The organism is Bacillus cereus group sp. BfR-BA-01330, assembly GCF_022663885.1.
GTDB classification, from domain to species: domain Bacteria; phylum Bacillota; class Bacilli; order Bacillales; family Bacillaceae_G; genus Bacillus_A; species Bacillus_A cereus.
This window is the reverse complement of sequence record NZ_JAKUGK010000003.1, coordinates 204539-230430: the sequence shown is the minus strand read 5'-3', so window position 1 is coordinate 230430 and position 25892 is coordinate 204539. Positions and strand designations below refer to the sequence as shown.

Sequence of the window (25892 nt, the reverse complement as noted above, 5' to 3'; positions counted from 1 at the left end):
TTTTATCATATCATGCTTTTTACAATGTATAACTTGATAAATAATTTTCAGAAATCAAAAAAAGCCAACAAAAATTTTGTTGGCTTTTTCATATTTTAATAATAACCATACTGCTCTTTTTCTTCTCTTTTATCGTTTAAAACGACACCAAGTAGTTTGCCTGATGCTTTATCTAATATTTGTTTCGCTTTTACGATTTTATCTTTTTCCGTCTTTTCACTTCGTACAACGAGTACGATTCCATCACATTTATTCGCTAGTATTTGTGCATCTGTAACCGCAAGGACAGGTGGTGTGTCGATTAATATAATATCAAACATGTTATATGCTTCTAGTAATGCCTCATCCATTATCCGGCTCCCTAATAATTCAGCTGGGTTTGGCGGAATTGGGCCTGCTGCCATTAAGTATACGTTCTCTATATCTGTTTTTTGAATACATTGCACGAGTTTTGCTTGTCCCGATAATAAGTTTGTTAATCCATTTGAACTATGAACAGCAAATAAGTTTTGTATCGTCGGCTTACGCAAGTCAGCTCCAATTAATAAAACTTTCTTTCCTTGTTGTCCGAAAACAACTGCTAAGTTTGCGATTGTCGTTGTCTTTCCATCACCTGGATCTGCCGAAGTAACAATAATAGAACGAACACGACTATCTACAGATGTAAATTCAATATTTGTACGAATGTTACGATATTGCTCTGCAATACGTGATTTAGGCTCTTTATGCGTAATTAATTTTCGCAATGGTTTTCTTTTCTTTCTCCCGAACATATTCATAATCTCCTTTTGTGAAATGCGACATTTCTCTTTTCTCTCTATGCTCGATTTCATACGTCTAATTACCATTTTGTATCGCTGATTTCCCCACATCTCATCATAATCAATAACATTCTACTTTGTCTTATTTAAGTACCTTAACAATATGACAATGCCCTTATTTCTTTATTACCTTTATCACTTATCCTATTTTCTAGATAAATAATAAAGTAAGTATATGGTAATTCCCATCTATTCACAAGATATTTTCTGATTAGTTTGTATATTATTGTTTCATCGTTATATAGCATAAATTAAAAAAATCCCCTTGTCTTTTTCACAAGGAGATTTTTTAGTACTATCTATTCTTTTTTATCACCAATTGCAAATGTAATTTCTGCCTCACATGCAACTTCACCATCTACTGTTGCAATTGCTTTTCCTTTTCCAATTGGACCGCGTACGCGTGTCATTTCTACTTCTAGACGAAGCTGATCACCTGGGCGTACTTGTTTTTTGAAACGGCAATTGTCGATACCTGCAAAGAAAGCAAGTCTTCCGCGGTTTTCTTCTTTCTTTAATACTGCAACTGCTCCTACTTGCGCTAATGCTTCTACAATAAGTACACCAGGCATAACTGCATAGTCAGGGAAGTGTCCGTTAAAGAATTCTTCGTTTGCGGATACATTTTTAATCCCAACCGCTCTTTTACCTTCATCTACTTCTAATATTTTATCAACAAGTAAAAATGGATAGCGGTGAGGAATGATTTCTTTAATTTGTTCTATATTTAGCATGTAACAATCGCCCCTTTTGTAATATTGGTCTTACCACTTGGACATATTGCTATTATCCCATTTTGTTTATTGTTTGTCATTACAAAGTAACATTTTATATTTAGCACAACTTCCTAAAAAAAAATGCACACACTCTATTCCATTAAAATAGTTGCACATTTTTGCAACTGACACGGAGGTGGAAAGGAGTGTATGCCCAAATTAGGGAAAGGCAATATGTATTGAAACATTATTTGCCTTAATGTCGTATTCGACTCATTATATTATAAACGTTTTCAATTAAGGAAATATTAAATTTAACCATATATATGAATATTTTACCTGTTTCCTTCACATTTCTCTATTTTCCTTCCATTTTCGCAAAAAATCAAAATAAAAAAATATAAAAACGAAAAAAAAGAACTAAGGCGTCAGCCTTAGTTCTTTCAAATTATCTCAAAGCACGCTTTGGTAATCTGTCGATATTCTCTAACATAATACCTGTACCAACCGCAACGCAGTGCATTGGGTTTTCAGCAATTAATACTGGTACTTTTAGTTCTTCTGCTAGAAGCATGTCGATACCGTGTAGTAAAGCTCCACCGCCTGTTAGAATAACACCGCGGTCGATGATATCTGCAGATAATTCTGGTGGTGTGCGCTCTAATACACCTTTTGCAGCTTGTACAATAACAGCTGCATTTTCTTTTAATGCTTCTGTAATTTCTTCAGAGCATACTGTAATTGTACGTGGTAAGCCTGTTACCATGTCACGTCCGCGAATTTCAAGCTCTTCGCTACGTGCACCTGGGAATACTGTACCAACTTTAATTTTAATATCTTCTGAAGTACGTTCTCCGATTAATAGCTTATACTTACGTTTAATATAGTTTAAGATCTCCATATCAAACTTATCGCCAGCCATTTTGATAGAGGAAGAGGTAACAATATCACCCATAGATAGTACAGCGATATCTGTTGTACCTCCACCAATATCAACAACCATGTTACCGCTTGGTTGGAAGATTTCCATACCAGCACCAACTGCGGCTACTTTTGGTTCTTCTTCTAAAAATACTGTTTTACCACCTGAACGTTCAGCAGCTTCACGAATTGCTTTTTGTTCTACTGATGTAATATTTGTTGGACAACAAATTAAAATACGAGGTTTTGAAAAGAAGCTCTTTACGTCCAATTTGTTAATGAAATACTTTAACATTGCTTCTGTAATTTCGAAGTCTGCGATTACACCATCTTTAAGTGGACGAATTGCTACAATATTACCCGGTGTACGTCCCACCATACTTCTCGCTTCTTCACCTACTGCTAATACTTTACCACTATTACGATCAATTGCCACAACAGATGGCTCATTTAATACAATACCCTTACCTTTAACATGAATTAATACGTTAGCCGTACCTAGGTCAATTCCGATATCTCGCGCAAACATTCCCGTTTTTTCCTCCTCGATATTCAAAATCAGGTTACACCCGAATTCTTTTCACCTAATTTCTGATTTTATCATAAATTTAACAGAAACGTAATATTCGCAAAAAGAATTCTTCTGAAAAATATTACCGAATGTGAACGGAATGTTTGCTACTGTAACATTATTGACGTACAGGCTTCTCTACATCTTCTTTTCTATACTTTTGCTTTGTTGCTTCTCCACCTCTTAAATGACGAATAGACTTATGATAATCAAGAATTTCTTTCACTTCATTTGCGAGCTCTGGATTAATTTCTGGTAGACGTTCTGTTAAATCTTTATGGACTGTACTTTTTGATACCCCAAATTCCTTTGCAATGACACGCACTGTCTTTCTTGTCTCCACGATATACTTACCAATCTTGATAGTTCTCTCTTTGATGTAATCGTGCACACCACTCGCCTCCCTAATTTGGATGTGAGAAGGGTGAAATGAGCCTCGCTGCATACGACTAAGAAGTAAGTGTGAGTGCTGTTTGTAAGCGTTAAACATTCTTGGATTTATAATGAAATGATTCACGATTTCTCACCTCAAACACTCTCTTTGCTTTGGTTTATACCATTGTATTGCCCGCACTACTGATATATGCTACATGTTCACTATTTTTGCGGACTAAGTTAAGAAAAATTACGTTTTTTTGTGAGAAATACGTTAACAGTGACTATTTTGACGAAAAAAAATGACACCTTATATATAAGGCGTCATTCTTCTCTTTCAAACTCTTCTTCTAATAATTGATGGTGGGGAACCTCTTTCTTACCGGCAATATAATAATATAAGGTGAATAAAACAAACAATAAAATAATAGCAGTCGACAGAACAAATAAAAATGACACAGTATCCCCTCCCTTTTGTAATATATATTCGAGAATCTCGTCATTTTTCCTTGTTTTTGCAACTTTTTTCTCGAAATTGAGTATTTTTATATAAAAATAAAAAAATCAGCTCCCCTAGTGGGAACTGATTTTTTCACTTTCTTATTCTTGTGAAGAAGAATCGTTAGATGATTCTGTAGAACCATTTGTTGATTTTTCTTCTTTCTTCGGTTCTTCTTTTTTGTCACTAGTTGAACCGCTTGTTGATTTCTCTTCTTTTTGAGACTTGTCTTCTGTTTTACTTTCTGGTTTCGTGCTCGTTGACTTCTCTTCTTTTTGAGATTTGTCATCAGCTTTTTTACCAGAAGCATTCGTAGCCTTTGCAGCACCTGCATCAGCTTTAATTTCTGTTACTGATTTATTTAAGTAACGTTCAGGGTTCACAGCCACATTGTCTTTACGTACTTCAAAGTGAACGTGAGAGCCTGCCTCTTTATTCATTGCACTTAGACCGGATGTTCCTAATACTTCACCTTGTGCAACTCTTGCACCTTTTTCTACTTTCACACTGCCTAAGCTTTGATAAGATACCGCTACACCATTTCCACTATCAACTGTTACAACATAACCAAGAAGTGAATCTTTTTCAGCTTTCGTTACTGTACCACTTAAAGCAGCAGCAACATTGAATTCTTTTCCATTCTTCGCAGCAATGTCAATTCCTTTGTTCGGGGAATATGTGTTGTTATAAAAGACAAGTGCTTTTTCTTGTTCCGCCTCAGTTGCTGCATCTTCATAGAATTTCTTCTGTACGACTACTTCCGCATTCGCGGCAGCTGGCATTTTCACTACTTCTGAAGATTTCGTTACTGGTACTGCTGGATCTTCCGATTGTGTATACGGTGTTGCTTGATCGTGGTTTGGAGTCTTCTTCGGATTAGCTCCTTGGAACCATAGCGCAACCATTAAGATTACCGCTGCACAAGCAATGTATAGTGCCGGAAACACCCATCTTTTTTGAAATAAATGTACTACCTTTTGCGACTTTTTATTATTTCTTCCTCGCATTCCATCATCACCTCAGCAATCATTTTGAACAATATTCACGTATCCTATACAACGTATAACTAATTACTTTTCGACAAAATCTGTAAAAATATGTATAAGAACTGTAAAATTTCCGAGGAAATGATAGAAAAAAGAAAAAACTGAGCACTTTTAGCTCAGTTTTTAGTCTAATTGTTTCTTTTTATATACGATTAAACATACAACGAGCGATATAATAAGCCAAACTGCAACATTTAATACATGCCCACTAATACTACTAAATCCCGCCCCACCTACTAAGCTTTTAAGTGCTTTCACAATATGAGATGTTGGAAGATATCCAATCATCGTCTTAATTACTTTATTTTCAACCATTGGCTCAAACTGTACAGCCAAATACATCGTCATTAATATCGGCATTCCAATTATTGATGTTTGTGGTACAGAAGATGCAAGTAATCCGATCATTGTTCCAAGTACGATAAACAAAATAGTTCCGCATAAGAATATCAATCCTACCAATGGAAGATTAATATTTAACTGATCTAAAATGAATAAATTTACAATACAAATGACCATCGTCAGACCCGATGTTAATAAACTCTTTCCAAGTAGAACTTCAACCGAAGATGCCGGTGATAGCATTAATACACGCAATGTATGTTTTTCTTTTTCTTCTGCAATTACCATAGATTGAACAAAGCCTGCGACAAATAGGAAGGCCGTTATAGTAGTAATACCTAACATTTCCTTTCCCACTCCAAATCTGCTAAACAAAAATGAAAGTATAATTGGTAAAAATGCCATTAACAACACTTGTGAATTTGTCTTAAAATCTTGTACTTCTTTTCTAAAAATAGCTGATACACGTCTCATTGAAAATGTCATTATAATCCCCTCCCAGTAACTTCAATAAAAATATCTCCTAGCGTTGGTTCGTGTGAATGAATGGATAGTAATTCTCCTTTGTTCATCCATTCTGAAATACGTTTTGCGCCTAATTCATCTTTTTGCACTACTTCTTTTTGTTTATCTTTTAATACGACCTCTATTTGATCCTTAGCGTATTGCAAGCGCAGGTTCTCTGGCGTATCAAGCGCTACAATTTCTCCGCCACAAAGGAAGGCAATACGGTTACAAAGCGTTTCTGCTTCGTCCATGTTGTGTGTCGTTAAGAAAATCGTTGTTCCTTCTTTATTTAAGTCTTTTAAGATTTTATGAATATTTTGTACGTTTACTGGATCAAGTGCAGATGTTGGTTCGTCTAAGAAGAGGATATCTGGTTTATGAAGGATTGCTCTAGCTAATGTGACGCGTTGTTTCATTCCCTTTGATAATTTTTTTACTGGTGTTTTTTTATCATCTAATAAATTCACTTGTGCTAGTACTTCATCGATTCGTTCTTTTTTGCAATCATATAAGTCACAAAATAATAGTAAGTTATCATAAATGCTAAGTCTTTCATATAAGCCGCTGTTATCTGTTAAAATACCAATTCGTTTATAATCGATGCTACTTGGTCCTGTAATATCTTTCCCTAATACTCTTACCGTTCCAACACTATGAAGCAATTGAGAAGTTAAAATTTTTACTGTTGTCGTCTTACCAGATCCACTCGGTCCGAGGAATCCGAATATCTCTCCTCGCTTCACCTCAATATTTACATTTCGAAGTGCCGTTTTTCCGTCGAAACTTTTCATTACATCTTTCATTTCAATTGCCAATGTCATTTCTTCATCCCCTTTGTTTTTCTTCTTTATAGATGAAAGTCGCTTTAGCGCTTTTCGTTCGTTTGTTTCACTTTTCTTGACTCAATCATATGAAAAACAAAGGGTTTACGCAGTAAAATACCGGTAAAAGGAGTATTTTTACCGGTGAATGGATCGCATGTTAAGCTTATTGGAGCACTTTTTATAGCCCAATCACGCCTTTTAATTCATCCATGCGTCCTTTTGAAAGCGGAATTGAACTTTTTCTTTCGTCATCCAAAATTAAACTAAAACTGTTACGAGTCCAAGTAATCACTTCTCGTACTCTTTGTAAATTCACAAGATACGAGCGATGACATCTAAAGAAACCAAAACCTGTTAATCTTGCTTCTAGTTCACTTAATGTTAATGCACATACGAAATCACCTTCACGAACGTGAATATGCGTTACTCCGTTTTGCGTTTCAATGAAATGGATTTCCATCGGATCAAGTAAAATGATTTTATCGTTCACTTTCGCAGGTATTCTTTCTAACTTCATTTGCGGAATCATTTGAATGACTTTTTCTTCACCGACTTCTTCCACTTCCTCTTGCTCAATTTCTATCTTTTTCACACCATCATTGTTTAATATGTATACATCCTCTGTTAACGAAAGGGCATCCGATAAAAATGATGACGTAATAAAGATTGCCTTTCCTTGCTCTTTCATTTTCATAATTGCTTTTCGAATAATAACCGTACTCTCTATATCTACATTTTGCTCCGGTTCTTCCAAAATAATTAAATCCGGATTATGAATCATTATTCGTCCAATATGAAGACGACGCTTCTCTGAAAATGATAGTTTTTCTATTTTAACGTTTAGCTTATCTAGGAGACCAACAGACTGCACAACTTCTTCTATACTTATCTTTGATTCATAAAGCCCTATTAAAAACTTAAAGTATTCCTTCACCTTCAAACGATCATATGCCTCATCTTTCAAAAAACAAAAACCGATGCGGGAATAATTTTTCTTTCCAATCACTTCTCCTTCAAACAGTACATTGCCAGTCGAAGCTTCTTCTTCACCAATAATAATGCGGTGTAACACTTTAGCTGTATGATTATTGCATTGCAAAACAATACATTGTCCTTTTTCAACCTTTAGCTCAATTTCCGGTAACTGGTTCGTCTTCCCTAACTGTTTCAACTCTAGTAACGCCATTTCATTTCCCCCAAATGCCTTTTTATCCTATTATATCAAACAATTAATGGAAAATTATGATATTTTAAACAAAAAAATAGGTGCCAGAGTTCTGACACCTATTTCTTCACCATCAATTTCCCTTCATAATCATTCATCGTCTTTATTTCAACGCCTTTATAGTAATGAGCGACGATATCTGTATATTTCTTTCCTTCCGCTGCCATGCCGTTCGCCCCGTATTGACTCATACCAACGCCGTGACCGAAACCTTTCGTCGTAACGATGATTTTATCTCCTTGTTGTTTCCACGTAAAATCAGAAGAACGTAAATCTAACTTTTCACGAACTTCTTTTCCAGTTAATGTTTTTCCTTGAAAAGCTACATCCTTTACGCGCTTTCCTTCCGTAAGGTCTTTAATATTGCCAACCTTTCCGTCTGCTAGCACTTTCACACCGAGACGTTTTTGAAAATCAGCTACTGTAAATGTTTGCTCGCTCGTAAACTTTGGAGAGGCTTGATCCCACGGACTATCTACACTTTTCAAGTACGGATAATCATTTCCCCAATAGTCAGCTGCATTTTCTGTTCGACCATTACTCGTTGAAAAGAAGGATGCTGAAATTGGTTTTCCATCATACGTTAAAACTTGTCCTGCTGTTTTCGAAACGGCTTCTTCGATTTTCTTCAAATTATTTTCGTAGTTATTACCCCATTGCTTCTTCAATTCATCTTTGCTTTTGTACACTTGATCTTTCACCGTATCTGTCACGTCCGCATTATTTTTCTTTCCTCCGCTTAGCATACGTTGTACTACAAATGTTCTCGCTGCTAATGCCTGCGCCTTTAGTGCCTCTATTTCAAAACTGGCATTCATCTCAGAAGCTACTACACCTGTCACATACTCCTCCACTGGTAATGTTTCTACCTTCTTCTGTTTTTCGCGATATACAGCAACTTGAACAGCTGTATCTACTTTTCCTGGAGCTGGTATGCTTTCTATCGCTGGAGGAGTTTTAGAGGCCGTTTCTTCCCCTACTTTTGCTTTCGCAAATGGAATAACAAGGGCTGCAGGTACAATGATAACGAGCGCTATTAAGAGCGCTACTGTAATAAAAAGTGGCTTTGAAAATTTCATCCTATTTTCCTCCAATATAAAAGCTTTACTCCATTCATTCTTATGGAACAACTCTTTCTTTTAGAACATACTTAAGGGGAAGAGTATAAAACAGAAATTTTCTAAATATTTTTACTGGTACGTGCATAAGTATAGAATTTATTGACTATAACAGTAATAACCCAAAAAAATAGCCCCTATGTCAAAAGACATAGAGACTATTTTAATTAAGCGTGAAGATCAGAAACTTCTTGTTCTTTCACTTCTTCTACTTTTTCGTTTACACGTTCAATAGTTGCACCTAATGCAGCTAATTTCTTATGGAAGTTTACATAGCCACGGTCAAGATGTTTTAACTCAGTTACACGAGTATAACCTTCTGATACTAAACCAGCTAAGATTAATGCAGCTGCAGCACGTAAGTCAGTTGCTGCTACTTCAGCACCTTGTAAGCTGTTTGGACCGTTCATAATAACAGAACGACCTTCAATTTTAATATCAGCATTCATACGACGGAATTCTTCAACGTGCATAAAGCGGTTTTCGAATACCGTTTCTGTAATCATGCTTGTTCCATCAGCTTGTAGTAATAATGCCATCATTTGTGATTGCATGTCTGTTGGGAAACCTGGGTGAGGCATAGTTTTAATATCAACCGCTTTTAACTTATCTGGGCCGATAACACGTACACCTTCGTTTTCCTCAATAATTTTAACACCCATTTCTTCCATTTTCGCTGTAATTGAGCGTAAATGTTCAGGTACAGCATTTTCAATTAAGATGTCTCCACCAGTAATTGCTGCTGCAACCATGAATGTTCCCGCTTCAATACGGTCAGGAATAATAGAGTGGTTTGCACCATATAATTTATCAACGCCTTCGATACGAATCGTTCCAGTTCCAGCTCCGCGTACTTTCGCTCCCATCGCATTTAAGAAGTTAGCTAAGTCAACGATTTCTGGTTCTTTCGCTGCGTTTTCAAGAATTGTTGTCCCTTTTGCTAATGTAGCTGCAGACATAATGTTTTCTGTCGCGCCTACGCTTGGGAAGTCTAAGTAGATTTTAGCTCCTTTTAGTTCTCCCTCAACATATGCCTCAACAAAACCGTTACCAACCTGTACTTTTGCTCCCATTGCTTCGAAGCCTTTTAAATGTTGGTCAATTGGACGTGAACCAATTGCACATCCACCAGGAAGTGCAATACGAGCACGACCGTTACGTGCTAATAATGGTCCCATTACTTGAACAGATGCACGCATTTTACGTACATATTCAAATGGTGCTTCAATGTTTAGTTCTTTAGAAGAATCGATTGTTACTTGATTATTTTCAAATACGACTTCAGCATTTAAATGACGTAATACCTCATTAATTGTGTATACATCAGACAAAACTGGTACTTCAGATAGTACATTCTTTCCATCACTCGCTAATAGGGCTGCAGCGATTATAGGTAATACAGCATTTTTTGCGCCCTCAACACGCACTGTGCCGTTTAACCGCTTTCCGCCACGGACGATGATCTTTTCCAAATTATTCCCCTCCGTGTCCTTTTTTCAGTATCTATTCACTCAATACTCAGAAGTTATGATCGGTGTGCCAACCACAATTGTATCTTTGTTGTCTGTAGAACGTATTGCTATTTGCACATTTATTTTCTCTCTATTTGTTGAAAGAGCGTCATCCCACTTTTTATTGTATGCGGAGACTGACACAAATGCTCTTTCTTCTACTTGTTCGATCGCTCTTGCTGAAAGATCTTTCAAAACCTGATTGGTTTTATTTTGCAAAACACCTTCAATCTTATCATTCAGTACACCTTGAACACAAGTGTAAATTATAGGTTTTTCACTAAAAATTTTATTCATGTTTCGAACATACTTCGGGTCCCATTTCGCCCCACTTACTTCAAAGATAATGAAAGTGTTTTCTTTAGTATTTTCTTTACTCCAAGTTACTACTACTCGTTCTTCATAAGAAGAAAGCTTTTTATAGGATGTAGCTTTATATCCATCTGGAGATTGCTCTACTTCCCACTTTTGAATATTTGCCTTTTCCTTCACATCGTTTAACAACTTTTGAAACGTATGTATGTTAGAAATTGTTTTTGTTTCTCTCGCTAACCATGACCATTTTTCTACTTTAGCATCATTTTTCTCTAAAGCCTTGATCATGCTCTCCATTTTCTGTTCATCGCTTATCGGTTTCATCTCTCTATATCCAACCAAAAATAAAACAACACTAAGTGCAACAATAAGAATGGCTTTAAGCTTCAATTTCATCCCCTCCTATCCCCATTGTTAACGGAGATTTGAGGTTCTATACACTTACTTTACTAAATACGTTAAACTCTTCGAATAGCCTAAATAATCAAGGAAAAAGTTACTTACAGATGTCCCAATTGCAATTGTAATTAAGATGAGTAATACTCGCGTCTGCAGCACTTTTCCGGACTTCATTAAACGCTCAATGTGAATGCCTTGTAAGGCCCACCACGTAATGGTAATAAACAATAAATGCGAAACAATGGCAATCAGTGCTTGTTGCCCTAAAAGTTGTGACAAAAAATCGACCCCTTTTTACTCAGCTACTACTTATGAAAGAATATAAAAACGATACCATAATAAGTAGGAGCTACACTTTTTCAAATGCACATAGACATCTTACATTTTACATCGTGATTTTCTTTCCAAAAACGTATATCTACATTACAAGTTAACACAAAATAAAAAGCGCAGAGTACTGACTCCACACCTTTTATTTTCACTATTGTACCACGTTCCCTAAGAAGAAGAAATCTTTCATTAATGGAAAATATTCATAAAAGAAATTGTACCCAATCATCGGCATAATCCCTAGTATTACAATCGAAATTGCACAAAGACTCATAACAACCTTTATATTTAACGGTAACCGTATTCTCTCTTCTGTCTCTCCGGTGCGGAAAAACATTTGTTGTAAAATACGGAAATAATATACGAATGAAACAACTGTCGTACCCATCATAATCGAAGCTAGTACGTAATGTGCTGGCTCTACATGAAGTGCGCCTAAAAAGATGTTAATCTTTCCAATGAATCCAGCCGTTCCTGGTATCCCAGCCAGCGATAAAATAAAAATTGTCATCATTATCGCTGTAAATGGCGACCTTTTATATAAACCTGTGAAAATTGTTATATTTTCCTCATCATTTTGTAAGATTAAGCCGTGGATAATGGCAAATGCGCCTATATTCATAAGCATGTATGCCAGCATATAAAACCACATGCTATCCATCGTAAATGGTGATAATGCCACAAGTGGAACGAGTAAATACCCCGCATGTGCAATGCCTGAATAAGCAAATAAACGCTTTATATTGTATTGTTTTAACGCGACTACATTCCCAACAATCATCGTAATACTTGCTAGCACTGCAATATATATACTCATATGCCCATATAAAGATTGCATATCTCCTTGTATTAATACACTTGCAAAGATCATAAGGAACAAACGAATAATGAGTAGGAACCCAGCAATTTTAGAAATCGTTCCAAGAAAAGCAGTAACAGGTGTAGTCGCTCCTTCATACACATCAGGTGCCCACATATGAAACGGCACTGTGGCAATTTTAAATGAGAGACCAACTAGCAATAAAAGAAATGCGAGAGCTAACAATAACTGAATACCACTAGCGAGCTCCCCAGTGAGTACCTTTTGCATATCTACAATGTTAGTTGAACCTGTAATACCGTATAAATAACTCATTCCGAAGAGCGTAATCGCCGTTCCAATTCCTCCGCTAATGACATATTTCATTGCCGCTTCATTTGATGCACGGCTCTTTTTTCGTATTCCTACTAAAATATAAGAAGAAAGTGAAAGTAACTCCAAACCAACGAAAAGGGTAATAAAATCAACACTAGAAGCCATGAACATCGCACCAAGAAGCGCCATTAAAAATAAGTAATAATATTCGCCCTTATCTTCGATTGGATTCTTCTTATCATCGCTCATCGCGGTGCATAAAATGAGAGCTGAGGCGCCTAATAGCAACGTTTTAAACCCTTTTGAAAATCCATCTAACACAAACGATCCATTTAAAATATCTCCTGCCGGTTCGCTATATAGAGTAATTAATGACACGATTGCTAATACGATGGCAGCAATCGCACCAAGAGCTACATATCTATGGTTCAGCTTAAAAAACAAATCACATATGGAAAGAAGGATGGCGGCGCCGAGAATAATAAATTCTGGCACCATTAGATGCCACGATAAGCTAAGTAACGTATTCATATCCATCCTACTTCACCCCCAATGTTTTCAATGTATTTTGAAGCGGATCTCCTAGTATCTCTGGCATAACTCCAATTGCAATAATACAAAAGATAAGTAGTAAAACAGGGACATACTCCCATCCGTGTATATCAGATTTTGCTTCCCACTCTTTCTTTCCAAATGTCACTTGAAGTGTCGCCCTTAATACATACACAGCGGTTAAAATGATGCCAATCACACCGACTGCAGCAATGACGGGCTCTCCTTGAAATAAACCGAGAAAGGCAAGAAATTCACTAACAAACCCAGACATCCCTGGTAATCCGAGCGATGCCATTCCTCCTGCTAAGAAGAAGCCGCTAAGTACTGGGACACTTTTTGCGAGTCCACCAAGCGCTGTAATGTCTGATGTTCCGAAACGTTGTTCTATAACACCGAGTAAGAAAAACAGCAAGGCTGCAATTAAACCGTGCGATACAACCTGGAATAACGCTCCTTGTGTACCAGGTGCATTAAGTGACGCAAGTCCAATTAACACAATTCCCATATGCGAAATACTAGAGTAAGCCAGTACTTTCCTAAAGTCTGTTTGGATGAGCGCTAAAAAGGCACCGTATAATAAATTAATTACGCCTAATATCGCAATTAGTGTTGCAACATCGTGAAAATATTCCGGGAATAGCCCTTTCCCGAAGCGAATAATACCGTACGCTCCAATCTTCAGCAAAACACCCGCATGAAGCATAACTACAGCTGGATGCGCTTCTATGTGTACATTGACCATCCAGCGGTGCAACGGAAAAACAGGTAGTTTAATTGCAAAAGCAATCATTATGGCAATAAATACACTAAGCTGCAAACTACTTGGGATGACGAGTGCTCCCTCTGCGTTTACGCTTCTTAATATCTCTTTCAGCTCCACAATATTTGTTGTACCTGTTTTCGCGAACAAAATTGAGAAAACAATGAGCAAAATAGCTGAGCCAATACCGTTATATATTAAATAACTATACGCAGCCTTTTCACTCGACAATTTTCCCCACTTTCCAATTAATAAGCACATTGGTGGCAACGTAATTTCAAAGAAGATAAAAAACAACATTAAGTTTTGAGCAGCAAAGACGCCGAGCATTCCTATTTCTAGCATGAGTAACAGCATATAAAATGCTTTTAAATTTCTTTTAATAGAAAAGGCTGCAATTGCTGCAAGCGTTGCTAGAAGAGCCGTCAGTACCATCATGACAAGCGACAAACCATCAATACCGAGCTCGTAATAAATAGAAAACCACCTTTTATCTACCGCTGTAAAATCGCCGAACTTAATCCATTTCATCTTTTCATCGAATAGTGACAAATTCTTTCCAGAAGCATATGTACAAGCGAGGACGATAGCGATTCCAAATGGAAGTGCCGTCCCAAATAGGCCAAGCGCTCGCACTGTACGCAATTCCTTTTTCGGTGTTAATACAAGCAATAAAATTCCTAAAAGCGGGGAAAAAATGAAGAACGTTAACAACAAATCATTCATCGTAAATCCCCTCCCGTATAGAGCAAAATAATGACGAGTACAGCGAGCGAAACCGCCGTTACAGTACCGTACACTTGTACATTCCCGTTTTGAAGTTTCGATCCAAGGTTACTTGTGCCTTTCACTACACTTGCAATTAAAACTGCAATTCCTTCGACTACATACAATTCAAATAAGCGAAGCACATGAGCGATTCCTTTCGTAATAGGGATCACCGTCATGTTGTATAGTTCATCCACATAATATTTTTCTTTCAAAAGATTATAAAGCGATGTTTCCGTACCCCCAGCCCAATTCCTAGAAATTGATTTCTTGCTATATATGAAATATGCAAGAGCGATTCCCGCAAATGAAACGAGTGTCGCAACAATCATAATCCAAACTGGTCCATGCGCTTCTTCAACCTTAAACCCTACATCTTTCGTCAACCAATCTCCGAGAAACGTCCCAAACCATGGTGTATTTATATATCCTGCCACTACTGCGAGAACGCCGAGAACAATCATTGGATACGTCATAACGCGAGGCGATTCATGCACTTCCTCCTTCGTCTTCGTTTCTCCAGTAAAGACAAGAAAGTAAAGGCGGAACATATAAAACGCTGTTAAAAACGCCGCAATTACCGCTAAAGTAAATAAAACGTAATTGCCATTCATCCACGTCGCCGCTAAAATTTCATCTTTGCTGAAAAAACCGGAAAGCAGCGGAACACCGCTAATGGCAAGGGTACCTATTAAAAATAGCGTACCAGTTACTTTCATCTTCTTCTGTAAACCGCCCATTTTATTAATGTTTTGCGTATGCACAGCATGAATTACACTTCCTGCCGCCAAAAATAGTAGTGCTTTAAAAAAAGCATGTGTCGTTAAATGGAATATACCAGCTACATAACCGGCAGAACCTAACGCGAGCATCATATACCCGAGCTGGCTAACTGTAGAATAAGCAAGCACCCTCTTTATATCTGTTTGCACAAGACCGATAGAGGCCGCAAAGATTGCAGTGAAAGCTCCAACGATTGCCACTGTCTGCATCGCCACTGTACTTGCTGAAAATAGAGGGAACATCGTCGCTACTAAATATACGCCAGCTGCGACCATCGTCGCCGCGTGAATAAGTGCCGAAACGGGTGTTGGCCCCTCCATTGCATCTGGCAACCACGTATGAAGCGGGAACTGACCTGATTTCCCCATCGCCCCGATAAAAATTAATATCGCTGTTATTGTAATCATGTAAGGAGGTAGATCCCCTGTATAAATCGCCCTAAATATTGCGTCATATTCAAAACTACCTGCATACCAAAAAATTAAAATCATCCCGATAAATAAACCAACATCCCCAATACGGGTCATAATAAAAGCCTTTTTTGCAGCAGCCTTCGCTTCTTCTTTAAAGAAATAAAAACCGATAAGTAAAAATGAGCCAAGGCCAACTAATTCCCAAAATATATAAAGTTGTAATAAATTCGTTGATATAACAAGCCCTAACATCGCAAATGTAAAGAGTCCTAAATATGCGTAAAAGGTTGGTAATCGTTCATCACCTTTCATATAACCTTTCGAATACACATGTACAAGTAGACTCACAAGCGTCACGATAAATAACATTAAAGCTCCTAATGCAGTCACTTCAAAGCCGAATGATATATCCACATCTCCAGCTCTAAGCCACACCCACTTATGCTTCACGCTTGCTTCTGAAAACCTTTCTATTAACACAAGTACCGCAAGTATAAAGGAGAGAAAGACGAAAAAAATACTAAGTACGCTGCTTCCTTCTCTAATTTTCTTCCCGAATATAATAAGTAACAAAAACGAAACGAGTGGGAAAAGCGGTATGAGCCATGCATAATCGATCATTGTTTCCTTCCCCCTTTTTCGGTCACAATGCTATCCTTTGAGCGTATCCATTTCATCCACCTGAACTGTCGTACGATTACGATATAAAGCAATTAAAATAGCGAGTCCTACCGCCGCTTCCGCTGCCGCTACAGCCATCGTAAACAGTGAGAAAATTTGACCTGTTAAATTCGGAAATAAGCCTAATTTACTAAACGCCACTAAGTTTAAATTGGCAGCATTCAGCATTAATTCGATACAAACTAATACGATTACTGTATTCCGCTTTGTTAAAGCTCCAAATAGACCGATGCAAAACAAAATAATCGCAAGTGTTAAATATGCAGAAGCTGGAACGCTACTCATTGGAATCCTCCTCTTTCTCGTCCTTTTTCGCAAGTATAATTGCGCCAACGAGTGCTACAAGTAAAATAACTGAAGTTAGTTCAAATGGAATAATATATTTTGAATAGAGAAGCGTACCGATTTGAAGTGTGTTGTTTTCATGGAGAGGTAAACTTCCTTGTGTGCTTTCATTTGCAAAATCAACATTATTAACAGCGAAATACATAACCGCTCCAAATGCTACAACTGCAAAGAAGATAATCCATTTTCGAAGAGTAAGACGCGATTCATTTTCCGCGTTATGTTTCGTTAACATAATGCCGAAAATCATAATAATTGTGATTGCACCAGAGTAAAGTAAAATTTGTGCAACGCCTATAAATTCGGCTGACAAAAGAAAATACAAACCTGCAATGCTGAGAAATGTCAGAACGAGAGCTAGCATCATGTGCATAACTTTCGTTAAGTTCAACATAAGAACACCGCCGATAATTGCAGACAAGGATAGTATAAAGAATGCTACAAACTCGCCATTCATGCCTTATTCTCCTTCCTGACGTTTTCGTCGTTTTCGTCAAGCCACTGCAAATTTTTAAATAAGTCATCACGTGAATATTCCGCGAGTTCAAAGTTATTTGTCATGACAATTGCCTCTGTCGGACAAACTTCTGTACATAAATCACAAAGAATACAAATTTCAAAATTAATATCATACGTGTCGATAATTTTTCCTTTTTTCGTAGGATCCGGATGTTTCTTTCCTGTTAACTGAATACAGTCTGTCGGACAAATGTTAGAGCACTGATTACAAACAATACATTTCTCCGGATAAAATTTTTGAATCCCCCGAAAACGGTCTGGCAACGGCAACGGTTGATTTGGATAATCATACGTTACCTTCTTCTTGCTCAAATTACTTAATGTATATTTTAACCCTTTAAATAGTCCTTTCATCTCTTACTGGCACCCCCCTCATAGATTAGAAGAATAACTCCTTAATCAATGCCGTTAAGAAAATATTTGCAAGTGCAATCGGCAATAATACTTTCCAACCAAACTCCATTAACTGGTCACCTCTTATACGCGGGAACGTAACGCGGAACCAAATTAATAGAAAGACTACACTGCTAAATTTCAAAGCAAACCATACGGCACCTGGGATAAATCCAAGAAACATGACTGGATTCCATCCGCCTAAAAAGAGCACTGTAATTAACGATGCCATCCCGAAGAAATATACGTACTCTGAAAGCATGAAAAACGCCCAGCGAAAACCTGAGTATTCCGTATGATATCCAGAAACAAGTTCTGACTCCGCTTCTGGCAAATCGAATGGCGTTCTATTTAACTCTGCAACTGCTGCGATTAAGAAAACGACGAAGCCAATTGGCTGTACGAAAATGTACCAAACCTTCTCCTGCGCCGCTACAATCTCATTTAAATTCAGGCTACCAGCTAGCAAAACGATACCAATTACACTCATTACAAGCGGAATCTCATAAGAAATCATTTGCGCCGCCGCACGCATCCCTCCTAAAAGGGAATATTTATTATTCGATGCCCATCCCCCAGTTACAACACCTATCGTCGTAATACCGGAAACAGCGATATAATAAAGTAACCCGACTCCAATATCTGCAAATTGAAATTTATCAGTGAACGGGATAACTGCAAGCACCATAAATGCTGGTGCAAATGCAATGACAGGTGCTAATATAAACAGCGGTTTATCTGCTGCTTTCGGAATACTATCTTCTTTCAATAATAGTTTTAAAACATCAGCTACCGTTTGCAGTAAACCAAATCGGCCTCCAACCTGGTTTGGGCCAATCCGCCCTTGCATAAACCCCATCACTTTCCGTTCTGCCAAGATTCCATATGTAACGAAGCCAAGGACTGCAAATAGTAGAAGTACCGCTAATCCGAAAAAAATGAAGAAATTCGTCCAGCTTGAAGGTGATTGTAAGAGCGTCTCAATCATTAGCCATCAACCTCCCCAAGTACAATATCAACTCCACCTAAAATCGTAATTAAATTAGCGATGTTTTCACCTTTCAATAACTTCGGTAAAATTTGCAAGTTATAAAAAGATGGCCTACGAAACTTCAAACGGTACGGCTCTTTCTTTCCGTCACTAGCGATATAACACCCAATCTCTCCGCGCGGCGATTCGATACGTACAAATGCTTCTCCCTTAGGTGCCTTAATAATTTTTGGTACTTTTGCCAGCACAGCTCCATCTTTCGGGAACTGCTGAACCGCTTGCTCAACAATCTTTAAAGACTCCTCGATTTCTTGCATTCGGCAAACGTAGCGATCCCAAGCATCTCCCACGCTTCCAACAGGAATATCAAAATCAAAACGATCATAAATCGAATACGGCTCATCTTTGCGAAGATCCCAGTTTACTCCAGTGCACCGCAAATTTGCTCCGCTTAAAGAATACGAAATCGCTTCTTCCGCGCTATATATACCAACGCCTTTCACACGATTTAAGAAAATCTCATTACCGCTAACAAGATCATGATAACCTGCCAGTTGCTCTCTCATATACGGAACAAACTCTTCCACCTTTTCAATCCAACCATCTGGCGCATCCCACTTCACACCACCAACTCTCATATAGTTAAAAGTAAGCCGTGCCCCGCATAATTCATTTAATAAATTTATAATCATCTCTCGTTCACGAAACGCGTACAAAAACGGGCTGACCGCTCCTATATCAAGAAGATTCGTCCCCCACCAAACGAGATGACTCGCAATTCTTCCTAACTCCATCGCAAGTACTCGCAAGTATTCGGCACGCTCCGGAATTTCAAGCCCCATCATCGTCTCCACAGCATGGCAAATGACGTAATTATTCGTCATGGCTGATAAATAGTCCATTCGATCTGTATAAGGGATAATTTGCGTATACTGTAAGCTCTCAGCGATCTTTTCGGTCCCGCGATGCAAATATCCAATAACAGGTGTAGCTTCTTTAATAATTTCCCCGTCAATCTTAATTACGAGCCTGAACACACCATGTGTACTCGGATGCTGAGGTCCTACATTCAAAAGCATCTCTTCCGTGCGGATCATAGCTACACCTCCACATCATACGGTTCATAGTCTTTTCTAAGCGGATATCCTACCCAATCATCTGGCATTAAAATACGCGTTAAATTCGGATGCCCTTTAAATACAATGCCGAGCAAATCGTATGCTTCTCGCTCCGGCCAGTCAGCTCCTTTCCAAAGTGCTGTCACAGATTCGACTTGCGGCGCTTCCCGGTCTAGCTTTACCTTCACCGCTACCAATTGTTTCTTGCCATATGAAAACAAATGAACATACACTTCCATATGTGTCACAAAATCCGTCGCATGTAGCTCTGACATATAATCAAAAGCAAGTCCCTCATGGAATCGCAGTGACTCCATCACTTCATAATACTTTTCGGGATTCACCACAAGAGTTGGCACATCCTTTGACAGTTTATTAATGTAGGAATCTACTAATGCACCCTCTCCTAACTCCTCCCTAATAGCCTCAACATACTGATTTAAATACGGCTGATTTACGGACGGTTCTTCCTGCTTCGGCTCATCCTCTTTCTTACCTTCAGCTCCCTTTGTCTTCGCTCTTGCAGCCGCTGCTGCTTTCGCTTTTGCCGCTGCAATTGCCTTTGCCTTTTCATCTCCCGAATCCCTATCACCTTGCGAGGCTTTCTGCTTCGCCAATGCTGCCGCTTTTGCCTTTGCCGCCGCCACCGCTTTTGCCTTAGCTTTCGCTTTTTCTTCTTCCGTTACTTCTTCTGTCCCTTCTCTTTTCTGTTTCGCTAACGCCGCCGCTTTTGCTTTTGCGGCTGCTGCTGCCTTCGCCTTGGCTTTCACTTTTTCTTCTTCCGTTACTTCTTCGGTTCCTTCTCTTTTCTGTTTCGCTAACGCCGCCGCTTTTGCCTTTGCAGCTGGTGCTGCCTTCGCCTTGGCTTTCGCTTTTTCTTCTTCCGTTACTTCTTCGGTTCCTTCTCTTTTCTGTTTCGCTAACGCCGCCGCTTTTGCCTTTGCAGCTGCTGCTGCCTTCGCCTTGGCTTTCGCTTTTTCTTCTTCCGTTACTTTTTCTGTCCCTTCTCTTTTCTGCTTCGCTAACGCTGCCGCTTTTGCCTTTGCAGCTGCTGCTGCCTTCGCCTTGGCTTTCGCTTTTTCTTCTTCCGTTACTTCTTCTGTCCCTTCTCTTTTCTGTTTTGCTAATGCTGCCGCTTTTGCTTTTGCGGCTGCTGCTGCACGTCGTTTTGCTTCTTCTATAGTAATATCATCATTTTTTGGTAGCGCTTTCTCTTTTTCTTGATCTTCCTCCTCAAGTTCACTTATTTCCGCCTCGTGTTTCGCTACAAGGCGTTTTCTCGCTTCTTCTTTCGCACGCCTAGCTGCTTCTTTTTTCAGATCCTCTAAATCTTTATTTGGATTACTCATTTATTCGTCACCTGCTTTCCGGTCTTTGCCTCGTAACGAATTTTCTCTTTTAATTTATTAATTCCATAGATTAAAGCAGCTGGATTTGGGGGACAACCAGGAATATACACGTCAACTGGTACGATTTGGTCTACACCTTTCACAACAGCATATGAATTTACATACGGACCACCTGCTGTCGCACAAGATCCCATCGCAATAACCCATTTCGGTTCGGGCATTTGATCATATAAACGCCGAACAATAGGAGCCATCTTCTTCGTTACTGTTCCCGATACAATCATGACGTCCGATTGCCTTGGTGAAGTTCGAAAAAATGACCCAAATCGATCTAAATCGTAATGTGATGAGCCTACCCCCATCATTTCAATTGCACAGCATGCCAGTCCGAATGTCATCGGCCATAAAGAGTTGCTCCTCGCCCATCCTTTCAACTGTTCCAATGTAGAAAAAAAGATATTTCGTTCTAATTCTGCTCGCTCATTTGGATGTAATTCCTCAAAATTTATAACCATTGTAACACCTTCTTTTTCCAAGCATACGCTAATCCAACTAGCAACATTACAACAAAGATGAGCATTTCAATTAATGCAAATAAACCTAGCTTGTCATACGCAACAGCCCAAGGATATAAAAATAAAGTTTCTACATCAAAGATCACAAACAATAAAGCGAAAATATAATAACGAGCATGAAACCGAATATTTGCATCATGAAAAGGCTCAATTCCACTCTCATACGTCGTCGCCTTTGCTGCACTTGGTTTATTTGGGCGCAGCATCCTTCCTAATGTAAGAGCCACTACCGGCAGCAATATACCTAATAGCAAGAAAATCAAAACGATCATATAACTATTTTCATATACACTTGCCATTGTGAAACCCTCCCCCCTAAATTAAGAACAAGTTCACATAGTAAACAATATGTCCTAGTTGCAGTAATTATTATTTTTAAATTTTTCTAAATAATGCAACTATTCTAATCATTATAGCAAACTTCAAATTCCTATGTCGATATGTTGGGAGACAGAAACAAGAATTATTAAAATCTATCTTTACAACTTGCTATAATTGTGCAAAATAAATATAAAACTTATATATGCTTTTCAAGAAACCGTAGGTGATATAAATGAAAAAACAAACACATGTAAGTATTCTTATAAGCATTGTATTGCTGTCTATAACGCTTCACTATGTAGCGATGCCTTTTGTATATGAATACTCATTTCCTTTTCAGCTATTAATCGGAACGAGCACCCTATTAATTGATATTATCGCTTGTAGTTATATACTTTATTTTTCAAACATGAAAGAAGGGCTATCTCGTTTATTTTGGATCATATTATCTGTTGGAGCTCTCTCTTATTTTATCGGTGATATAGTCGTTGCCTATCAGCGTTTAATTGTAAAGGACTTCTATACGTTCGTTGATCCATCTGACTTTTTTTACTTACTTTTTTTAGTTAGCTTTACGTTTGCCTTTCTATACGAAATCATTTATAACCGAGATTTATTAGAAAAACTTTTTATGCTATGTGATATTTGTATTATCGTTACAGCCCAATTTACTTTAAGTTACTACTTACTTATTGAACGAACTATTCATATCTTTACAACATCCTATATCGACATATTTGTTCAACTTACCTATCCAATGGCTGATTTACTCTTTCTCTTAATAGGAATCAACCTTTTATTCAAACCACTATCCTTATTACCTAAAAAGGTCGGTGCACTTCTTGGCAGTGCTTTAATTTTATATGCTACTACAGATGCGATTTATGCTTATATAAAATACTTCATACCAGAGTATTCTATGTTTACAGTTACGCCTTTCTATCAAGTAACCTTAGTACTAGTAGCAATCGCCTGTATTCTCCATACAAAAAAGCCTGAAAAACAAGAACAAGTACTACTAACACCTAAAATTGGCGAATCAATCCGATTATCATTACCGTATATTTCGGTAGTAATGCTTATTGTTTTTATATTAGTTGAATACGTTTTTGCGCCTATTATAGTAATCGGACTTATAATAACTTTTTCTTTCGTTCTCATACGTCATAGTTTAGTTCGAAAACAAAATAAAATATTATTGATCGCTCAAATGCAATTCAACTCAGAACTCGAGAAACAAATTAAACTACGTACAGAAGATTTAGTAGAACAGAAAAATGAACTCTATCATAATCAACAAATGTTTAAATCTTTATACGAGCATCATCCCGATCCAATTTTCACATTAGATTTGTACGGTAATTTTCTCAAAGTAAATAACGCTGGTACTACTTTACTCGGTTATCAAACGAATGAATTATTAAACCAGCCTTACTACTCACTCATATACGAAGAAGATTTAGAAGAAATGATTAACGCCTTTCATCGCGTGAAAAAGGGATATTCTATTTCTTTAGAAATACGGGCTTACCATAAAAACAGAGATATTTACTACTTGCACGTTACCGCCGTACCGATCTTTTTAAAGGAGAAAATTTCTGGGGTTTATTTAATGATTAAAGATATTACGGAAAGCAAACAACAACAAGAACAAATCAACTTCCTAGCATACCATGATACTTTAACAGAGCTTGCAAATCGTCGTGCATTTCATCAACATTTAGAACAGGCAATTGCGCGAGCAAAAATATCGAAAAAGCCTTTTGCTGTTATGTTTCTCGACCTAGACCGTTTTAAAGTTATTAATGATACCCTCGGTCATCGAGTAGGAGACCTATTACTTATCGCAGTAGCAAAAAGGCTCGAAAGAATAGCAACATCAAATATGAAACTCGCGCGGCTAGCTGGGGATGAGTTCACAATCCTTATCGAGAATTACAAAAAAAAGCCAGATGTCCAAAAAATAGCTGATAGGATTGTAGCGGCCATGAATGAGCCATTTGAAATCGAAAATCAACATTTACAAATCTCACCGAGTATCGGAATTGCAATATATCCTGAAGCAGGTGAAGATGCGCTATCCATTTTGCAGCATGCTGATATGGCCATGTACGAAGCAAAGAATAAAGGAAAAAACGGTAGCTCTCTTTACACGAAAGAACTATATAAAAAAATGGAACGAAAAGCTCGAATTGAAAAAGATTTGCCAATCGCTTTAGTAAACAAAGAATTTTATCTCGTTTATCAACCACAAATTGATACGACAACAAATAAAATTATCGGTGCTGAAGCTTTAATACGTTGGAAACACCCACTATTAGGTGACATTTCACCATGTGAGTTTATTCCAATTGTAGAAGAGACGCCACAAGTAGTCCCACTTGGACATTGGGTATTACAAGAAGCTTGTCTCCAATTAAAAATATGGCATACCTTTGGCTACCAAAATTTAAAAATAAGTGTTAATTTATCCGCAAAAGAATTCCGGCAAGATCAATTAATCGAAAACATTTCACAAATATTAAACGACGTGCAAGTCGATCCAAAATATGTAACACTTGAGTTAACAGAAAGAATTGCAATGATTGACGAGAAAGAAACATTATTGAGACTGAAGCAATTAAAAGAGTACGGTATCCAAACTTCCATTGATGACTTCGGTACTGGGTATTCTTCTCTTGCTTATTTATCAATTTTTCCAATCGACACATTAAAAGTACCGAGAGAATTTACACAATTAGCTGATCATCGTCCTGAAGAACGAGCCATCGTTTCTACAATACTTTCCCTCGCAAATACTTTAAATCTTTCAGTCGTTGCCGAAGGAATTGAAACCGAAAAACAACTTAAGTTTCTGCAAAAACATAACTGTAAATATATGCAAGGTTACTATTTCAGTAAACCACTTACTAGTAATCAATTTATAAAATTTCTACAAAAAACCCCCAGTATGAACAAATAATTCATACTGGGGGTTTTATAGTGCTAAATTTTTTTCTCATAATATTCTTCTGCAATCTCTTCGTAAAAAGCTGCAGATGTCGTATAGAAATATGGAATTAACCATAAGAATCCAATCCCTAACGTAATACAACTTAATATAAACCAGCCAATAAAACTTAAACATAAAATGAAATACTCCATCTTATGTCCATCCATCATACGACGACTTTCTGTAATAGCTTGGTTCAGTGAATACTCAGGATGATCGTTTATAATAAAGTATGTCATCGCATAAGAAAATGATTTAATAATACCTGGAATAATGAACAATAACGTCCATAAGAAAAGATAAAGATTTACTAATAAATATAATAAAAATGATTTTAGAAATCTCTTTCCCTCTGAAAACCAAATAAATACATTACCAATACTAGCTTGCTTTTCACGAAGGATATTTAAACCAAGGTAATATCCACCTAAAGTTAACGGTCCAGTAACAAAAAATGAAAGAATATTCGTTGAAAGTGAACCATTTGTTTTTTGCCAACCGAAAATTAAAGAAAATCCCCAATCAACACTAAAACTAAAAGCCGTGATAAGAATTGAAATGAGTAGTGTAGCTCCAACAGCTAATCCCCATTTCCCTTCTAATGAATCTAGTGCTTCTCCTTTTAAATCACTAATCATGCGTAGCCTCGCCTCCTATACACAATAATTCTATTA

26 protein-coding genes are annotated in these 25892 nt (G+C 37.5%); 1 reads left to right on the top strand and 25 read right to left on the bottom strand.

Features of this window, described 5'->3' with window-relative positions:
* Window positions 1-95: 95 nt before the first annotated feature.
* The 24 genes from MR112_RS10280 to nuoA all read right to left on the bottom strand — a co-directional run bounded on the left by MR112_RS10280 (window position 96) and on the right by nuoA (window position 22204).
* Window positions 96-773: a CpsD/CapB family tyrosine-protein kinase gene (locus tag MR112_RS10280; protein WP_211477886.1), complete on the bottom strand. Its 678-nt coding sequence runs from the start codon at window positions 771-773 to the stop codon at window positions 96-98.
* A 347-nt stretch (window positions 774-1120) separates the two neighbouring features.
* Complete coding sequence (fabZ, locus tag MR112_RS10275) at window positions 1121-1555, bottom strand: 3-hydroxyacyl-ACP dehydratase FabZ (RefSeq protein WP_000931959.1); 435 nt, start codon at window positions 1553-1555, stop codon at window positions 1121-1123.
* A gap of 430 nt (window positions 1556-1985) precedes the next feature.
* A complete protein-coding gene (mreB, locus tag MR112_RS10270) occupies window positions 1986-2987 on the bottom strand; it encodes a rod shape-determining protein (RefSeq protein WP_000457978.1) in 1002 nt (333 codons plus the stop codon).
* Between the two features lie 160 nt (window positions 2988-3147).
* The gene (gene spoIIID, locus MR112_RS10265) at window positions 3148-3420 is read right to left on the bottom strand and encodes a sporulation transcriptional regulator SpoIIID (RefSeq protein WP_000544012.1); all 273 of its coding nucleotides are present in this window, start codon (window positions 3418-3420) and stop codon (window positions 3148-3150) included.
* 308 nt (window positions 3421-3728) lie between these two features.
* Complete coding sequence (locus MR112_RS10260) at window positions 3729-3863, bottom strand: hypothetical protein (RefSeq protein ID WP_000008901.1); 135 nt, start codon at window positions 3861-3863, stop codon at window positions 3729-3731.
* A 141-nt stretch (window positions 3864-4004) separates the two neighbouring features.
* Window positions 4005-4910, bottom strand: coding sequence for a stage II sporulation protein SpoIIQ (locus MR112_RS10255; protein WP_001214926.1), 906 nt, complete (start codon window positions 4908-4910; stop codon window positions 4005-4007).
* Window positions 4911-5072: 162 nt separating this feature from the next.
* A complete protein-coding gene (locus tag MR112_RS10250; RefSeq protein ID WP_048655556.1) occupies window positions 5073-5777 on the bottom strand; it encodes an ABC transporter permease in 705 nt (234 codons plus the stop codon).
* Window positions 5777-6619: an ABC transporter ATP-binding protein gene (locus MR112_RS10245; protein ID WP_078186263.1), complete on the bottom strand. Its 843-nt coding sequence runs from the start codon at window positions 6617-6619 to the stop codon at window positions 5777-5779. Before MR112_RS10245 ends, MR112_RS10250 begins: the two co-directional genes overlap by 1 nt.
* Before the next feature lie 181 nt (window positions 6620-6800).
* Window positions 6801-7808 (bottom strand): LytTR family transcriptional regulator DNA-binding domain-containing protein, encoded by a 1008-nt coding sequence (locus tag MR112_RS10240; RefSeq protein ID WP_071740228.1) that lies wholly within the window; start codon window positions 7806-7808, stop codon window positions 6801-6803.
* 98 nt (window positions 7809-7906) lie between these two features.
* Window positions 7907-8926 (bottom strand): stage II sporulation protein D, encoded by a 1020-nt coding sequence (spoIID, locus tag MR112_RS10235; RefSeq protein WP_000672663.1) that lies wholly within the window; start codon window positions 8924-8926, stop codon window positions 7907-7909.
* A gap of 206 nt (window positions 8927-9132) precedes the next feature.
* On the bottom strand, window positions 9133-10437 hold the full coding sequence (murA, locus tag MR112_RS10230; protein WP_000411274.1) for a UDP-N-acetylglucosamine 1-carboxyvinyltransferase: 1305 nt from the start codon (window positions 10435-10437) through the stop codon (window positions 9133-9135).
* A gap of 39 nt (window positions 10438-10476) precedes the next feature.
* Entirely contained in the window at window positions 10477-11181 is a 705-nt protein-coding gene (locus tag MR112_RS10225; protein WP_000767917.1) for a YwmB family TATA-box binding protein, read from the bottom strand.
* 51 nt (window positions 11182-11232) lie between these two features.
* A complete protein-coding gene (locus MR112_RS10220; RefSeq protein WP_242244924.1) occupies window positions 11233-11469 on the bottom strand; it encodes a DUF1146 family protein in 237 nt (78 codons plus the stop codon).
* A gap of 202 nt (window positions 11470-11671) precedes the next feature.
* Window positions 11672-13186, bottom strand: a complete 1515-nt coding sequence (nuoN, locus tag MR112_RS10215) for an NADH-quinone oxidoreductase subunit NuoN (RefSeq protein ID WP_342761920.1) — start codon at window positions 13184-13186, stop codon at window positions 11672-11674.
* Window positions 13187-13193: 7 nt separating this feature from the next.
* Complete coding sequence (locus MR112_RS10210; RefSeq protein WP_242244923.1) at window positions 13194-14696, bottom strand: NADH-quinone oxidoreductase subunit M; 1503 nt, start codon at window positions 14694-14696, stop codon at window positions 13194-13196.
* Complete coding sequence (gene nuoL, locus MR112_RS10205; protein WP_242244922.1) at window positions 14693-16555, bottom strand: NADH-quinone oxidoreductase subunit L; 1863 nt, start codon at window positions 16553-16555, stop codon at window positions 14693-14695. The genes MR112_RS10210 and nuoL overlap by 4 nt, the downstream gene beginning before the upstream one ends.
* A 30-nt stretch (window positions 16556-16585) precedes the next feature.
* Entirely contained in the window at window positions 16586-16900 is a 315-nt protein-coding gene (nuoK, locus tag MR112_RS10200; RefSeq protein WP_000100079.1) for an NADH-quinone oxidoreductase subunit NuoK, read from the bottom strand.
* Window positions 16893-17417, bottom strand: coding sequence for an NADH-quinone oxidoreductase subunit J (locus tag MR112_RS10195; RefSeq protein ID WP_001012812.1), 525 nt, complete (start codon window positions 17415-17417; stop codon window positions 16893-16895). Before MR112_RS10195 ends, nuoK begins: the two co-directional genes overlap by 8 nt.
* On the bottom strand, window positions 17414-17833 hold the full coding sequence (gene nuoI, locus MR112_RS10190) for an NADH-quinone oxidoreductase subunit NuoI (RefSeq protein ID WP_000677191.1): 420 nt from the start codon (window positions 17831-17833) through the stop codon (window positions 17414-17416). Before nuoI ends, MR112_RS10195 begins: the two co-directional genes overlap by 4 nt.
* A 25-nt stretch (window positions 17834-17858) precedes the next feature.
* Window positions 17859-18860: an NADH-quinone oxidoreductase subunit NuoH gene (gene nuoH / locus MR112_RS10185; protein WP_000573426.1), complete on the bottom strand. Its 1002-nt coding sequence runs from the start codon at window positions 18858-18860 to the stop codon at window positions 17859-17861.
* Entirely contained in the window at window positions 18860-19960 is a 1101-nt protein-coding gene (nuoD, locus tag MR112_RS10180) for an NADH-quinone oxidoreductase subunit NuoD (protein ID WP_000621434.1), read from the bottom strand. The genes nuoH and nuoD overlap by 1 nt, the downstream gene beginning before the upstream one ends.
* Before the next feature lie 2 nt (window positions 19961-19962).
* Window positions 19963-21330, bottom strand: coding sequence for an NADH-quinone oxidoreductase subunit C (locus tag MR112_RS10175; protein ID WP_242244921.1), 1368 nt, complete (start codon window positions 21328-21330; stop codon window positions 19963-19965).
* Window positions 21327-21845 carry an NADH-quinone oxidoreductase subunit NuoB gene (nuoB, locus tag MR112_RS10170; protein WP_000236331.1) on the bottom strand — a complete coding sequence of 173 codons (519 nt, stop codon included), beginning with the start codon at window positions 21843-21845 and terminating at the stop codon, window positions 21327-21329. The genes MR112_RS10175 and nuoB overlap by 4 nt, the downstream gene beginning before the upstream one ends.
* Window positions 21836-22204 carry an NADH-quinone oxidoreductase subunit NuoA gene (gene nuoA / locus MR112_RS10165; RefSeq protein WP_000179273.1) on the bottom strand — a complete coding sequence of 123 codons (369 nt, stop codon included), beginning with the start codon at window positions 22202-22204 and terminating at the stop codon, window positions 21836-21838. The genes nuoB and nuoA overlap by 10 nt, the downstream gene beginning before the upstream one ends.
* 254 nt (window positions 22205-22458) lie before the next feature.
* Here nuoA and MR112_RS10160 point away from each other — a divergent pair, with 254 nt between their 5' ends.
* Entirely contained in the window at window positions 22459-25188 is a 2730-nt protein-coding gene (locus MR112_RS10160; protein WP_000745011.1) for an EAL domain-containing protein, read from the top strand.
* Between the two features lie 23 nt (window positions 25189-25211).
* Here MR112_RS10160 and MR112_RS10155 read toward each other — a convergent pair whose 3' ends face one another.
* Window positions 25212-25856: a DUF975 family protein gene (locus MR112_RS10155; RefSeq protein WP_000622462.1), complete on the bottom strand. Its 645-nt coding sequence runs from the start codon at window positions 25854-25856 to the stop codon at window positions 25212-25214.
* Between the last annotated feature and the right edge of the window lie 36 nt (window positions 25857-25892).